The 11,979-nt window shown below is 61.4% G+C and carries 13 protein-coding genes; 10 read left to right on the top strand and 3 right to left on the bottom strand.

What is annotated here, in order from left to right:
• Positions 1 to 483: 483 nt before the first annotated feature.
• The 9 genes from mdcA to madM all read left to right on the top strand — a co-directional run bounded on the left by mdcA (position 484) and on the right by madM (position 7,702).
• Positions 484 to 2,154: a malonate decarboxylase subunit alpha gene (mdcA, locus tag ACIQY3_RS21010; RefSeq protein ID WP_054044381.1), complete on the top strand. Its 1,671-nt coding sequence runs from the start codon at positions 484 to 486 to the stop codon at positions 2,152 to 2,154.
• Positions 2,154 to 3,011 (top strand): triphosphoribosyl-dephospho-CoA synthase, encoded by an 858-nt coding sequence (locus ACIQY3_RS21005; protein ID WP_403022970.1) that lies wholly within the window; start codon positions 2,154 to 2,156, stop codon positions 3,009 to 3,011. Before mdcA ends, ACIQY3_RS21005 begins: the two co-directional genes overlap by 1 nt.
• Positions 3,011 to 3,310 carry a malonate decarboxylase subunit delta gene (locus tag ACIQY3_RS21000; RefSeq protein ID WP_054044377.1) on the top strand — a complete coding sequence of 100 codons (300 nt, stop codon included), beginning with the start codon at positions 3,011 to 3,013 and terminating at the stop codon, positions 3,308 to 3,310. Before ACIQY3_RS21005 ends, ACIQY3_RS21000 begins: the two co-directional genes overlap by 1 nt.
• Entirely contained in the window at positions 3,303 to 4,145 is an 843-nt protein-coding gene (locus ACIQY3_RS20995; protein ID WP_403022967.1) for a biotin-independent malonate decarboxylase subunit beta, read from the top strand. The genes ACIQY3_RS21000 and ACIQY3_RS20995 overlap by 8 nt, the downstream gene beginning before the upstream one ends.
• Positions 4,142 to 4,930 carry a biotin-independent malonate decarboxylase subunit gamma gene (gene mdcE / locus ACIQY3_RS20990; RefSeq protein WP_403022964.1) on the top strand — a complete coding sequence of 263 codons (789 nt, stop codon included), beginning with the start codon at positions 4,142 to 4,144 and terminating at the stop codon, positions 4,928 to 4,930. Before ACIQY3_RS20995 ends, mdcE begins: the two co-directional genes overlap by 4 nt.
• Positions 4,924 to 5,544 carry a malonate decarboxylase holo-ACP synthase gene (locus ACIQY3_RS20985; RefSeq protein WP_403022961.1) on the top strand — a complete coding sequence of 207 codons (621 nt, stop codon included), beginning with the start codon at positions 4,924 to 4,926 and terminating at the stop codon, positions 5,542 to 5,544. Before mdcE ends, ACIQY3_RS20985 begins: the two co-directional genes overlap by 7 nt.
• Positions 5,541 to 6,452, top strand: a complete 912-nt coding sequence (mdcH, locus tag ACIQY3_RS20980; RefSeq protein WP_403022958.1) for a malonate decarboxylase subunit epsilon — start codon at positions 5,541 to 5,543, stop codon at positions 6,450 to 6,452. Before ACIQY3_RS20985 ends, mdcH begins: the two co-directional genes overlap by 4 nt.
• Positions 6,453 to 6,519: 67 nt before the next feature.
• Positions 6,520 to 6,936: a malonate transporter subunit MadL gene (gene madL / locus ACIQY3_RS20975; RefSeq protein WP_054044368.1), complete on the top strand. Its 417-nt coding sequence runs from the start codon at positions 6,520 to 6,522 to the stop codon at positions 6,934 to 6,936.
• Position 6,937: 1 nt separating this feature from the next.
• On the top strand, positions 6,938 to 7,702 hold the full coding sequence (madM, locus tag ACIQY3_RS20970) for a malonate transporter subunit MadM (protein WP_403022955.1): 765 nt from the start codon (positions 6,938 to 6,940) through the stop codon (positions 7,700 to 7,702).
• 183 nt (positions 7,703 to 7,885) lie between these two features.
• On the opposite strand, the gene ACIQY3_RS20965 is transcribed toward madM, so the two are convergent.
• Positions 7,886 to 8,806, bottom strand: coding sequence for a LysR substrate-binding domain-containing protein (locus tag ACIQY3_RS20965; protein ID WP_403022952.1), 921 nt, complete (start codon positions 8,804 to 8,806; stop codon positions 7,886 to 7,888).
• A gap of 138 nt (positions 8,807 to 8,944) precedes the next feature.
• Between ACIQY3_RS20965 and ACIQY3_RS20960 the strand changes: the two genes are divergently transcribed.
• The gene (locus ACIQY3_RS20960; RefSeq protein WP_403022949.1) at positions 8,945 to 9,562 is read left to right on the top strand and encodes a hemolysin III family protein; all 618 of its coding nucleotides are present in this window, start codon (positions 8,945 to 8,947) and stop codon (positions 9,560 to 9,562) included.
• A 60-nt stretch (positions 9,563 to 9,622) separates the two neighbouring features.
• Here the strand turns inward: ACIQY3_RS20960 and ACIQY3_RS20955 are convergent, their stop codons facing one another.
• Entirely contained in the window at positions 9,623 to 10,342 is a 720-nt protein-coding gene (locus ACIQY3_RS20955; RefSeq protein ID WP_054044356.1) for a 16S rRNA (uracil(1498)-N(3))-methyltransferase, read from the bottom strand.
• A gap of 135 nt (positions 10,343 to 10,477) precedes the next feature.
• Entirely contained in the window at positions 10,478 to 11,884 is a 1,407-nt protein-coding gene (locus tag ACIQY3_RS20950) for an adenosylmethionine--8-amino-7-oxononanoate transaminase (protein WP_403022946.1), read from the bottom strand.
• Positions 11,885 to 11,979 lie beyond the last annotated feature (95 nt).

Genomic DNA, 11,979 nt, shown 5'->3' with positions numbered 1-11,979 from the left:
GGCGCAACTTTTAAACACAAATCCCCATTCGGCTGGGAAGGGTTGAAGAGTCCCAAAAAGGGACTGATCGGTCCTTTTTTGGGACTGGTCGATTGGGATGGGTGTTTGAACATAAAAACCAGGCGTATCTGAAATCCACCCCTCACCCCAGCCCTCTCCCCAAAGGGGAGAGGGGGAAAGGGAGCAGATCTCCACGCTTTTCAAATCCTGAGTTCGACCCGGACATTTCAGATCTATACGGCTGCGCCTTTCAAATCCTGAGTTCGGCTCGGTCTTTCGGGTCGATGTAGCTCCAAGAACAACTCGGTCAGTCCCCTCGCCCCTCTGGGGAGAGGGTTAGGGTGAGGGGTGGTTTTAACTGATACCCACAGACCCCAAGACCAACCATTACCCTAACCGTAACAATCCAACACTCTGCTTGATTGATGCCCCACACCCAACCCTCCTAAGGTGACCCCACGACAGCGAACCCGTGGAGTGGTCATGACAACAACAATATCCCCCGACGCGCGATGGACGCGGCGGCGCAGCGAGAAGCAGCGGCGTCTTGAGTTGGTTAAAGGCCTGGCCGACGGTGTGGTGTTGCCCACCGAGAACATCGTCGCGGCGCTGGAGGCGTTGATTCTGCCCGGCGACCGTGTGGTGCTGGAGGGCAATAACCAGAAGCAGGCGGATTTCCTTTCGCGCTCCCTGGCCAAGGCTGATCCGGCGAAGCTGCATGACTTGCACATGATCATGCCCAGCGTCGGTCGCTCCGAGCACCTCGATTTGTTCGAACGCGGCATCGCCCGCAAGCTCGACTTCTCCTTCGCCGGCACCCAGAGCCTGCGCATCAGCCAGTTGCTGGAAGACGGCCTGTTGGAAATCGGCGCGATCCACACTTACATCGAACTCTATGCGCGGCTGGTGGTGGACCTGATCCCCAACGTCGTGCTCTCGGCCGGTTTCATGGCCGACCGCGCCGGCAACATCTACACCGGCCCGAGCACCGAAGACACGCCCGCATTGATCGAACCGGCCGCGTTCAGCGATGGCATCGTCATCGTTCAGGTCAACCAATTGGTGGACGATGTCACCGACCTGCCCCGCGTCGATATCCCCGCGTCCTGGGTCGATTTCGTCGTGGTCGCCGACAAGCCGTTCTACATCGAACCGCTGTTCACCCGCGACCCACGCCACATCAAGCCTGTGCACGTGTTGATGGCGATGATGGCAATTCGCGGGATCTACGAAAAACACAACGTTCAATCCCTGAACCACGGCATCGGTTTCAACACCGCCGCCATCGAATTGATCCTGCCGACCTACGGCGAATCCCTCGGCCTCAAAGGCAAAATCTGCCGCAACTGGACGCTCAATCCGCACCCGACCCTGATCCCGGCGATTGAAAGCGGTTGGGTCGAAAGTGTGCATTGCTTCGGCACCGAACTGGGGATGGAAAACTACATCGCCGCCCGGCCCGACGTGTTTTTCACCGGGCGCGACGGCTCGCTGAGGTCCAACCGGATGTTCTGCCAATTGGCCGGGCAATACGCGGTGGACCTGTTTATCGGCGCGACCCTGCAAGTCGATGGCGACGGGCATTCCTCCACCGTGACTCGCGGACGCCTCGCCGGTTTCGGTGGTGCGCCGAATATGGGCCACGACCCGCGCGGTCGCCGCCATGGCACGCCTGCCTGGCTCGACATGCGCCACGACGATGCGCCGGAAGCCTTGCTCGAACGCGGTAAAAAACTCGTGGTGCAAATGGTCGAGACGTTCCAGGAGGGCGGCAAACCGACCTTCGTCGAAACCCTCGACGCGGTGGAAGTGGCGCGCAAAAGCGGCATGCCCCTGGCGCCGATCATGATCTACGGCGACGACGTCACCCACCTGCTGACCGAAGAAGGCATCGCCTATCTGTACAAGGCGCGCTCGCTGGAAGAACGCCAGGCGATGATCGCTGCGGTCGCAGGCGTGACGGTGATCGGCATGCGCCACAACCCGAAAGACACAGCCCGTATGCGCCGCGAAGGCTTGATCGCCTTGCCCGAAGACCTCGGCATTCGCCGTACCGACGCCACCCGCGAACTGCTCGCGGCGAAAAGCGTGGCCGATCTGGTGGAGTGGTCCGGTGGCCTCTACAACCCGCCCGCCAAGTTCAGGAGCTGGTAATGCACGCACTTAACCTGCAACCCAAAACACTGACCCTAGCTGATCGGCTGGCGGATCTGGCGGTGGACGCGCTGATCGACGAAGCGGACCTGTCGCCGAAACCGGCGCTGGTGGACCGTCGTGGCAATGGCGCCCACACCGATTTGCACCTCGGATTGATGCACGCGTCGGCGCTGTCTCTGTGGCCGGCATTCAAGGAAATGGCTGAAGCCGCTATCGAATTTGGCGAGGTTGGATTGCCGTTGCGCGAAGCCCTCGGGCGGATTGGCCGGGAAGGGGAGCAGGCGATGCTCGCCACCACCAGCGGCGTGAATACCCATCGTGGGGCGATTTGGGCCTTGGGCCTGCTGGTCGCTGCGGCGGCGCTGGACAGCACAAATACCAAGGCAGGCGCGGTGACGTTGCGCGCCGCACGCTTGGCTTTACTCGATGACCGTTTCGCCCCGCGTCCGCACAGCCACGGCGCCCAAGTCGCCCAACGCTACGGCGCGCGCGGCGCCCGTGAAGAAGCGCAACTCGGCTTCCCTTCCGTGCTGCAACGCGCACTGCCCCAACTCCAGCGCAGCCGCGCCCTGGGCCACGGCGAACAGAACGCTCGCCTCGACGCCTTGCTGGCGATCATGACCCGACTGGCCGACACCTGCGTGCTCTACCGCGCCGGCGAAACCGGCCTGCAAACCATGCAACTCGGCGCCCAAGCCGTGCTCGACGCGGGCGGCAGTGCCAGCCTCGGCGGTCGTCGGCGCTTGCATGAACTGGATGAACAATTAATCGCGTTGAACGCCTCGCCGGGCGGCGCTGCTGATTTGCTCGCCGCTTGCCTGTTCATCGACCGCATCGAATCCGGAGCTTTCTGATGGAAACCTTATCCTTTGAATTCCCCGCCGGGCAGCCGCCCCGGGGCCGGACGCTGGTGGGCTGTGTCGGCTCGGGCGATCTGGAAGTGCTGATCGAACCGGGTCAGGCCGGCAAACTGACCATCCAGGTGCAGACCTCGGTGAATGGCGCCGAACAGCGCTGGCAGCACCTGTTTGCGCGGATGTTCGATGGCCAGACACCACCGGCGATGGCGATTGATATCCACGACTTCGGCGCGACGCCGGGCGTGGTGCGCCTGCGTCTGGAACAAGGTTTTGAGGAGATTGGCCATGACTGACCTCCTTCATAAACACAGCTTTGTCGAACTCGGCGCGCGCCAGCGGGCGAAAGCTTTGCTCGACGCCGGCACCTTCCGCGAATTGCTCGATCCGTTTCAACGCATCATGTCGCCATGGCTGTCGCGCCAAGGCGTGGTGCCGCAGGCCGATGACGGCGTGGTGATCGCCAAGGGCAGCATCGGCGGATTGCCGGTGGTCATCGCCGCGATTGAAGGTTCGTTCCAGGGCGGCAGCCTCGGCGAAGTCGGCGGGGCGAAGATGGCCGGTGCGCTGGAACTGGCGGCGGAAGACAACCGCAACGGTATTCCGACCCGCGCTGTGCTGCTGCTGGAAACCGGTGGCGTGCGGTTGCAGGAGGCCAATCTCGGGCTGGCGGCGATTGCAGATATTCATGCAGCGATTGTCGATTTGCGTCAGTACCAGCCAGTGGTTGGCGTGGTGGCGGGCAGCGTCGGTTGCTTTGGCGGGATGTCGATTGCCGCCGGGTTGTGCAGTTATTTGCTGGTGACCCAGGAAGCACGGCTTGGTTTGAACGGTCCGCAGGTGATCGAACAGGAGGCCGGGATTGAGGAGTACGACTCCCGCGACCGTCCTTTCATCTGGAGCCTGACCGGTGGCGAGCAGCGGTTTGCCAGTGGTTTGGTGGATCGCTATGCCGCCGATGACGTGGCAGAGATTCAGCAGCAGGTCAGCGAATTGCTCAAGCAAGGCGTGCCCGCGAAGCAGCGTAGCCAACAATCCGCGCTGTTCCTGCAACGTTTGGCGCGTCTGGACGCCGAGCCGCAAATCGAGCCGTCGGTGGTTCGCGATCTGTATCAAGGAGAGGGCGCATGAGAGGTTTGAACTGGTTCAATGCTTTGAGTGCTGGCGCCAAACCGGTCGAGGGTTTGCCGGCGTCGTTGAAAGTGGCTGACGGCGTGTTGGGCGATCAATCCGTGCGGTTTATTGCGGTGGTGACTGACCCCGACAACCGCTTCGCCCGCGCTCGCAATGGCGAGGTCGGTTTGCTGGAAGGCTGGGGTTTGGCCAAAGCCGTGGATGAAGTGATCGCCGCTGACAGCGATAAAACGCAAAAACGCGCCTTGATCGCCATCGTCGATGTACCGAGCCAAGCCTACGGTCGCCGCGAAGAAGCCCTCGGGATTCATCAGGCATTGGCCGGTGCGGCGGACAGTTACGCTCGCGCACGTCTGGCTGGTCACGCGGTGATCGGTCTTCTGGTGGGCAAAGCGATGTCCGGGGCGTTTCTGGCTCACGGTTATCAAGCCAATCGGTTGATCGCCCTGCGTGATCCGGGCGTGATGGTGCATGCGATGGGCAAGGCCTCGGCGGCGCGAGTGACCTTGCGCAGCGTCGAGGAATTGGAAGCCTTGGCCGCCAGCGTGCCGCCGATGGCGTATGACATCGACAGCTACGCGAGCCTCGGTTTGTTGTGGGAAACCTTGTCGGTGGAACAGATTGAACAGCCGACGGCGCAGGATCTGACCCGCGTGACGGAATGCCTGAATCAGGCGATCAATGATGTCGCCGCGAGCGGTCGCGACCTGAGCAGCCGCTTGGGCGCCAGCAACCGTACCGCGTCGAGCAAGGTTCGCGAACTGCTGAGAGCGCAGTGGTGAATACGTTTCTGGCGCACGACTTGCTCTGGGGCATGACCCCGGCGCATTTGCCTGTGGATGCACCCGAGTGGGCGATTGAATCCCTCGGTGCAGGTCAGCCTGTGGTAGTTCGGCGTGCGTTGAGCGCGCCGGGTCAGATTGCGGTCGGAGTGCGTGGGCCGTTGCGGGAACAGCGTTATGCGACGGTGATGTCGGTGGATTCGATTCAGCGTCGGATCAAACCGGAAGAGCTTTGCCATGTCTCGCTGGATCGGGATCTGCCGGCCTTGCGTGCCCTGGCGCAACTACGGGCGATGCTGGATGCCAGCGGTTGGATCTGGGGCATCAGCGGCAGCGCCGGGTTTGAATTGGCCAGTGGTGTTGAGGCCTTGCATGAGCGCAGCGATCTCGACTTGATCCTGCGCACGCCGCAACCGCTGGACCGTGAACAGGCTCAGGAGTGGGTAAGGATTTTCGATACCTGCGCCTGCCAAGTGGACATGCAATTGCAGACACCTTTGGGCGCCGTCGCCTTGCGCGAATGGGCCGGCCCGGCACGTCGGGTGCTGCTGAAAAACGCCCGGGAAGCCTGTCTGGTCATCGACCCCTGGAACCCTCAGGAGCAAGCCGCATGAGCAGCCTGCTGGTGTTTCCCGGCCAAGGCGCGCAGCAGCCCGGCATGCTGCAGCGTTTGCCTCGGGAAACGGTGACCGAGGCCAGTGAAGCGCTGGGCGAAGACGCGTTGCTGCTGGATTCCGCCGAAGCGTTGAAGTCGACGAGGGCGGTTCAGCTTTGCCTGTTGATCGCTGGCGTCGCGGCTTCACGGCAATTGCAGGTACCGGCGGATTACGTCGCGGGATTGTCCATCGGCGCCTATCCGGCAGCGGTGGTCGCTGGCGCATTGAGCTTCAGCGATGCGCTGCATCTGGTCAGCCTGCGCGGTGAGCTGATGCAGCAAGCTTATCCACAGGGCTACGGCATGACCGCGATCATCGGTCTGGATTTATCCACCGTGGAAACCTTGCTGGTGCAGGTTCACAGCGTCGAAACGCCGGTGTTCCTGGCCAACATCAACGCCGATAACCAGGTGGTGATTGCCGGCAGCGATGAAGGGATGAAAACCGTGGCGCTGTTGGCGAAAAGTCGTGGTGCAGGTTTGGCCAAACGTCTGGCGGTCAGCGTGCCGTCGCACTGTCCGCTACTGGATGCGCCGGCCAAAAAACTGGCCGAAGCCTTCGCCAAAGTGACACTGAAAACACCCACGATGGGCTACCTGAGCGGCAGTCGCGCCCGGCCCATCGTCAACATCGAAGCCCTGCGCGATGACCTCGCTTTCAACATGTGTCGTGTCGTCGATTGGCGCGGCACCGTGCAAAGCGCCTACGAGCGTGGCGTACGTCTACACATCGAATTGCCGCCCGGTGCGGTGTTGACCGGGCTGGCGCGCCGGGTGTTCGAGCAGGGGACCGTGATTGCCTTCGACGGTGCCCGGCTGGATACCTTGCAAGCGCTGTTGCGTGAGGAGGGAAACCGCCAACTTTAGAACACCGACTCAGGCTTGCGAAGCACAAAAACAACAACTTCGACGATGCACTTTGAGGACTACAACAATGATTATTTACGGTGTGGCGCTGTTGGCGATCTGTACGCTGGCAGGGGTGATCATGGGCGATGCGCTGGGCATGTTATTGGGCGTGAAGTCCAACGTCGGCGGGGTCGGGATCGCGATGATCCTGTTGATCTGCGCGCGGCTGTACATGCAAAAACGCGGTGGCATGACCAAGGATTGCGAGATGGGCGTCGGCTTCTGGGGCGCGATGTACATTCCGGTGGTGGTGGCGATGGCGGCGCAACAGAACGTCGTGACCGCGTTGCACGGTGGCCCGGTGGCGGTGTTGGCGGCCATCGGTTCGGTGGTGATCTGCGGCTGCACCATTGCCCTGATCAGCCGGACTCACAAAGGCGAACCCTTGCCCGATGAACCGGCGGAAGTGACCCCGCTCGGCACGCCAGTAGGAGGTCGCTGATATGTGGGAAGTCATTGATAAAGGCCTGACTGCCAATGGTCTGGTCACTGCGTTCGCGTTTGTCGGCATCATCATGTGGGTGTCGGTGGTGTTGTCCAAGCGCCTGACCTACGGGCGGATTCACGGCTCGGCGATTGCCATCGTCATCGGTCTGGTGCTGGCCTGGGTTGGCGGCACCATGACCGGCGGGCAAAAAGGTTTGGCGGATCTGTCGTTGTTCTCCGGCATCGGTTTGATGGGCGGCGCCATGCTGCGGGACTTCGCCATCGTCGCCACGGCGTTCGAAGTGCAAGCCACCGAAGCGAAAAAGGCCGGGTTGGTCGGCGCGATTGCGCTGCTGCTGGGCACGGTGCTGCCGTTTATTGTCGGCGCGAGCATTGCCTGGGCCTTCGGTTATCGCGATGCGATCAGCATGACCACCATCGGCGCGGGCGCGGTGACGTACATCGTCGGGCCGGTGACCGGGGCGGCGATTGGCGCCAGTTCGGACGTGGTGGCGTTGTCGATTGCCACCGGGTTGATCAAAGCGATTCTGGTGATGGTCGGCACGCCGATGGCGGCGAAATGGATGGGTCTGGATAACCCGCGTTCGGCGATGGTGTTTGGCGGGTTGGCCGGGACAGTGAGCGGCGTGACGGCGGGGCTGGCGGCGACGGATCGGCGGTTGGTGCCTTATGGGGCGTTGACGGCGACTTTCCATACCGGGCTTGGGTGTTTGTTGGGGCCTTCGTTGTTGTACTTCATTGTTCGCGGGATTGTGGGGTAGGGCTTTAGATCGACCCCTCTCCCTAACCCTCTCCCCAAAGGGGCGAGGGGACTGACCGAGTTGTTCTTAGAGCTACATCGACCTGAAAAATCGAGGTGAACTCAGAATCTGAAAAGCATGCGGTCTGCTCCCTTTCCCCCTCTCCCCTCTGGGGAGAGGGCTGGGGTGAGGGGTGGATCTCAGTCACACCACCACATTCCGATTGGCATACATCCGACACTCCGCCAACAACGCCAGCAAATTCGGGTCCCTTTCCTTGGCCTTCAGGAACACCACGCCAATGTGCTGCTGCAACCGGTACTTTTCCTGCAGCGGAATCAGCTTCACCCGGTTCTCATACACCGCCGCAATCCTCCCCGGCAGCAACGCATAACCCACCCCGGAGCTGACCATGCTCAACAGGGTGAAGATGTCGTTGACCTGCATCGCCACTTTCGGCTCGAACCCCGCCTGTTTGAACACCCGAATCCCGTCCTGGTGCGTGGCGAAGCCCTGGGTCAGGGTGATGAAGGTTTCGTCGCGCACTTCCGCGAGATCGACTTCGGTCCGTTGGGCAAACTTCGAATCCGCCGGGGTGGCGAGGAAGATGTCGTCGGAGAACAGCTGAATATGCTCGCAGTCCGGGTCGTTGACGCTGTCGTCCAGGGACACCAGGATCGCGTCGACTTCCATGTTCTTCAGCTTGTAGAGCAGATCGATGTTCGAACCGAGGATCAGGTCGATGTTGAGTTCGCTGCGACGGATTTTCAGGCCCATGATCAGCTGCGGCACGGTCTTTACCGTTAATGAATACAGCGAGCCGAGCTTGAAGCGTTCCGCCGAGAACCCGGCGGCTTCGCGGGTCAGGCGCACGCTTTCGACCACGTCCTGAATCAGCTTCTGCGCCCGTTCTTCCAGTACATAGGCACTTTCCAGCGGCGTCAGGTTGCGGCCTTCGTGCTTGAACAGCGGGCAGCGCAGGGCACTTTCCAGGGAGTGGATGGCGCGGTGCACGCTGACATTGCTGGTCTGCAACTCGGCGGCGGCACGGGCCAGGTTGCCGGTGCGCATGAAGGCAAGGAACACCTCGAGTTTTTTCAGGGTCAACTCTTCGTCGATCAGCATGGGCCGGACTCTTATTCGAATGGCTCGATTGTGCACGCATGTTGGGAATACGGGGATATGTGTCCTGAAACATTGCGCTTTTAGTCTCAAGGGCTGAGCCTTGCGCAATGCGGCAACGAATTTTGAGGAAAGCGATTCATGTATCACGGGGAAAGATTGAACGCCTGGACGCATTTGGTCGGGGCGGTGGCGGCGACGATCGGGGTGGTGTGGATGCTGGTGATTGCCAGCATGGACGGCAGCCCGTGGAAGATTGTCAGCGTGGCGATTTACGGATTTACGTTGATGGTGCTCTACAGCGCCTCGACCGTGTACCACAGCGTACGCGGGCGCAAGAAAGAGATTATGCAGAAGGTTGATCACTTTTCGATCTATCTGCTGATCGCCGGCAGCTACACGCCGTTCTGCCTGGTGACCCTGCGCGGGCCGTGGGGCTGGACGTTGTTCGGGATTGTCTGGGGGCTGGCGCTGATCGGCATCCTGCAGGAGATCAAGCCGCGTTCGGAAGCGCGGATCCTGTCGATCGTGATCTACGCGGTGATGGGCTGGATCGTGCTGGTGGCGGTCAAGCCGTTGCTGGCGGCGCTGGGCTCCACAGGTTTTGCGTGGCTGGCGTCGGGCGGGGTGTTGTACACCGTGGGCATTATCTTTTTTGCCCTCGACCATCGCCTGCGGCATGCCCATGGGATCTGGCATTTGTTCGTGATTGCCGGGAGCTTGCTGCACTTTGTGGCGATATTGTTTTACGTCCTTTGAATCACGGACTGATCGTTCCCACGCAGAGCGTGGGAACGATCAGGTACGGGCGATAGTGATTTAGAAATCACCCCAAAGCTGCTGGGCCACCGCCAACGCCACCACCGGCGCAGTCTCGGTACGCAACACCCGAGGCCCAAGCCGGGCGGCATGGAAACCAGCCCCTTTGGCCTGATCCACTTCCGCATCCGACAACCCACCTTCAGGTCCGATCAAGAACGCCAGGGTCTGCGGCTTCGCATGACTCACCAGCGGCTCCGCCACCGGGTGCAGCACCAGTTTCAATTCCGCCTCGGTCTGCTTCAGCCAGTCGGCCAACAGCAGCGGCGGATGAATCACCGGCACCCGTGAACGCCCGCATTGCTCGCACGCGCTGATCGCCACCTGACGCCAGTGCATCAGGCGTTTATCGGCGCGTTCGTCCTTGAGGCGGACTTCGCAGCGGTCGGTGAAGATCGGGGTGATTTCCGTGACGCCCAGTTCGGTGGCTTTCTGAATCGCCCAATCCATCCGCTCGCCACGTGACAAACCCTGGCCAAGATGGATCTGCAACGGCGACTCGACTTGGCCGATGAAGCTTTCATCGAGCTGCACCACCACGCGTTTTTTGCCGACTTCCACCAATGAGCCGCGAAACTCGTGGCCCGAGCCGTCGAACAGTTGCACCGCATCACCCTCGGCCATGCGCAGCACGCGGCTGATGTAATGGGCCTGGGCCTCGGGCAATTCGTGCTCGCCGGTGCTCAGGGGGGCGTCGATAAAGAAGCGGGACAGTCTCATCTTGGGTCTCTGTAGTTTGATCGTTCCCACGCTCTGCGTGGGAATGCCGCCACGGACGCTCTGCGTCCGCTCTGGATGTGACGCAGAGCGTCACGGGATGCATTCCCACGCGGAGCGTGGGAACGAGCGAATGTACTAGCCCGGATCACGGAAACCCGGGTGAAAGTCCTCAGGCACCGACACGCTGACGCTATTGCGGGTCGCAATGTCGATCCCTTCACTGGCCACTTCCGCCAGGAAATCGATCTGCTCCGGGGTAATCACGTATGGCGGTAGGAAGTACACCACGCTGCCCAACGGACGAAGTAAAGCACCACGCTCCAATGCGTGCTTGAACACTTTCAAGCCTCGGCGCTCCTGCCACGGATAAGCTTCCTTGGTCGCTTTGTCCTTGACCATCTCGATGGCCAGGACCATGCCGGTCTGGCGCACTTCGGCGACGTTCGGGTGATCGACCAGGTGCGCGGTGGCGGTGGCCATGCGCTGGGCCAGTGCCTTGTTGTTCTCGATGACGTTGTCTTCTTCGAAGATATCCAAAGTCGCCAGGGCCGCCGCGCACGCCAGCGGATTGCCGGTGTAGCTGTGGGAATGCAGGAAGGCGCGCAGGGTCGGGTAGTCGTCGTAGAAGGCGCTGTAGACGTCATCGGTGGTCAGCACCGCCGCCAATGGCAGATAACCGCCGGTCAGGGCTTTGGACAGGCATAGGAAGTCCGGGCGGATGCCGGCCTGTTCACAGGCGAACATCGTGCCGGTGCGGCCGAAGCCGACGGCGATTTCGTCGTGGATCAGGTGCACGCCATAACGGTCGCAAGCCTCGCGCAGCAACTTGAGATACACCGGGTGGTACATGCGCATGCCGCCGGCGCCCTGGATCAACGGCTCCAGAATCACGGCAGCGACAGTGTCGTGATTCTCGGCCAGGGTCTGTTCCATGGCGGCGAACAGGTTGCGCGAGTGTTCTTCCCAGCTCATTCCTTCGGGGCGCAGGTAGCAATCCGGGCTCGGCACCTTGATGGTGTCCATCAGCAGGGCTTTGTAGGTTTCGGTGAACAGCGGCACGTCGCCGACTGCCATCGCCGCCATGGTTTCGCCGTGGTAGCCGTTGGTCAGGGTAACGAAGCGTTTCTTGTTCGGCTGGCCGCGATTGAGCCAGTAGTGAAAGCTCATTTTCAGCGCGACTTCGATGCAGGACGAGCCGTTATCCGCGTAGAAGCACCGGGTCAGGCCTTCCGGGGTCATCTTCACCAGGCGTTCGGACAGCTCGATCACCGGTTGATGGCTGAAACCGGCGAGGATCACGTGTTCCAGTTGATCGACCTGGTCCTTGATGCGCTGGTTAATCCGCGGGTTGGCGTGGCCGAACACGTTGACCCACCAGGAGCTGACAGCGTCGAGGTAACGCTTGCCTTCGAAGTCTTCCAGCCAGATGCCTTCACCGCGCTTGATCGGGATCAGCGGCAGCTGTTCGTGGTCTTTCATCTGGGTGCAGGGGTGCCACAACACGGCCAGGTCCCGTTGCATCCACTGATTATTCAGGCCCATTTACAGTCTCCTCGAGGCGGTCCGCGGCGGGCGCGGGCAAACAATCGCGCAAGCCTATGCAATGCATCGCGCGGGGACAACCCATTGTGTCGATT

The organism is Pseudomonas sp. NPDC096950, assembly GCF_044762525.1.
Taxonomy (GTDB): Bacteria; Pseudomonadota; Gammaproteobacteria; order Pseudomonadales; family Pseudomonadaceae; genus Aquipseudomonas.
The sequence above is the reverse complement of the archived record's forward strand: the minus strand, read 5'-3'. Positions and strand labels throughout refer to the sequence as shown.

Excerpts from the sequence above, each read along its gene's own strand:
- mdcA (WP_054044381.1), top strand. The coding sequence starts at position 484 with ATGACAACAACAATATCCCCCGACGCGCGATGGACGCGGCGGCGCAGC.
- ACIQY3_RS21005 (WP_403022970.1), top strand. The coding sequence starts at position 2,154 with ATGCACGCACTTAACCTGCAACCCAAAACACTGACCCTAGCTGATCGG.
- ACIQY3_RS21000 (WP_054044377.1), top strand. The coding sequence starts at position 3,011 with ATGGAAACCTTATCCTTTGAATTCCCCGCCGGGCAGCCGCCCCGGGGC.
- ACIQY3_RS20995 (WP_403022967.1), top strand. The coding sequence starts at position 3,303 with ATGACTGACCTCCTTCATAAACACAGCTTTGTCGAACTCGGCGCGCGC.
- mdcE (WP_403022964.1), top strand. The coding sequence starts at position 4,142 with ATGAGAGGTTTGAACTGGTTCAATGCTTTGAGTGCTGGCGCCAAACCG.
- mdcH (WP_403022958.1), top strand. The coding sequence starts at position 5,541 with ATGAGCAGCCTGCTGGTGTTTCCCGGCCAAGGCGCGCAGCAGCCCGGC.
- madL (WP_054044368.1), top strand. The coding sequence starts at position 6,520 with ATGATTATTTACGGTGTGGCGCTGTTGGCGATCTGTACGCTGGCAGGG.
- madM (WP_403022955.1), top strand. The coding sequence starts at position 6,938 with ATGTGGGAAGTCATTGATAAAGGCCTGACTGCCAATGGTCTGGTCACT.
- ACIQY3_RS20965 (WP_403022952.1), bottom strand. The coding sequence starts at position 8,806 with ATGCTGATCGACGAAGAGTTGACCCTGAAAAAACTCGAGGTGTTCCTT.
- ACIQY3_RS20960 (WP_403022949.1), top strand. The coding sequence starts at position 8,945 with ATGTATCACGGGGAAAGATTGAACGCCTGGACGCATTTGGTCGGGGCG.
- ACIQY3_RS20955 (WP_054044356.1), bottom strand. The coding sequence starts at position 10,342 with ATGAGACTGTCCCGCTTCTTTATCGACGCCCCCCTGAGCACCGGCGAG.
- ACIQY3_RS20950 (WP_403022946.1), bottom strand. The coding sequence starts at position 11,884 with ATGGGCCTGAATAATCAGTGGATGCAACGGGACCTGGCCGTGTTGTGG.